Raw genomic sequence first — 318 nt, forward strand, 5'->3', positions numbered from 1 at the left:
CACTGGACCCACTGGCATCACCGGACCCGCCGGCAGCACCGGACCCACCGGCAGCACCGGACCCACTGGAGCTACCGGCGCTACTGGGGGTACAGGAGCTGGTTTACAAAGTACTACCGCCTTTAATCTTGCAGCCGCTCCAAACTATAAAGCCGGACAAGTTGTTACTTATACGAGCAGCGGCTATGTTGTAAAAAAGGATGCACCTCAAGGATTTCCTAATGTATCTCCAGATTATATTGTCTTAGTAGAAAGTGGGGCTACTGGAAGCACCGGACCCACTGGCATCACCGGATCTACTGGAAGCACCGGACCCAC

The 318-nt window shown here is 54.4% G+C and carries 1 pseudogene; it reads left to right on the forward strand.

Annotated elements, in window-relative coordinates:
- Window positions 1-318 (forward strand): annotated as a pseudogene (locus MR079_RS28630) (collagen-like protein); the annotation flags it as partial.

It is taken from the genome of Bacillus cereus group sp. BfR-BA-01381 (assembly GCF_022663555.1).
Lineage (GTDB): Bacteria > Bacillota > Bacilli > Bacillales > Bacillaceae_G > Bacillus_A > Bacillus_A pacificus.